The sequence below is a fragment of the Bremerella sp. JC817 genome (assembly GCF_040718835.1).
In the GTDB taxonomy this organism is placed as follows: Bacteria; Planctomycetota; Planctomycetia; order Pirellulales; family Pirellulaceae; genus Bremerella.
The window spans coordinates 1-702 of record NZ_JBFEFG010000116.1; the positions used below are offsets into that span (position 1 = coordinate 1).

The window sequence follows — 702 nt, forward strand, 5'->3', positions numbered from 1 at the left end:
TGTCATTTCGACAAAGTTGCTTGCCTTCATTTTGAAAATTTGTACACTACTTGGCAGTCCAGGTGGTGAACAGATTTGCACTAAATCCCGCTGAATGAACCATTTGGAGGAATCTGGGCTCTTTTTCAAGTGCACGGTGAAGGTTTAACTTCCCGATCCAACTTCAATCCAACGAAAAAGGCTCGACCAATACTGGTCGAGCCTTTTTTTATTAGTGGCCTGTTCGAGGAAAGCTTCGCGTCAGTTGTTTTTTCTTTGTTCGAGGTGGAGATTCATGCGCACGTATTTCCTTCGCGTGTGCTACCTACTAGGCACTGTCAGAAAACGGTAATTTGACTTTCAATTCCGGACCTCCAACCGTTGAAGCTGGATCTCGCACATGCATGGCGATCACTTCCAGCAGAAACCGAGTCCGGTTCTCTTTCGATCCGCCATACTCGTCGGTGCGTTGCCATGATGGACCTCTATGTGTTGAAAAGAGAATGTGCTCTTCAACGGTTGGAGGTCCGGAATTGAAAGTCAAATTACCGTTTTCTGACAGTGCCTAGTAGGTAGCACAATGATGCTGTGGCTCAGCCTTCCGGAAATTTGTCGGCTACGCCTTCAGAGACCGCTCCAACCGAGGCGATCTCGCCGACGGCGGACGCGATTGCGACGTCGGTCGTCACCAACGATCCCCGCCGCCAGATCGTGCCGCGTAAC

Annotated in this window: 1 protein-coding gene; it reads right to left on the reverse strand. The window is 49.9% G+C overall.

What is annotated here, in order from left to right; genetic code table 11:
- Positions 1-307 precede the first annotated feature (307 nt).
- Positions 308-523, reverse strand: coding sequence for a hypothetical protein (locus tag AB1L30_RS00535; protein ID WP_367011401.1), 216 nt, complete (start codon positions 521-523; stop codon positions 308-310).
- Between the last annotated feature and the right edge of the window lie 179 nt (positions 524-702).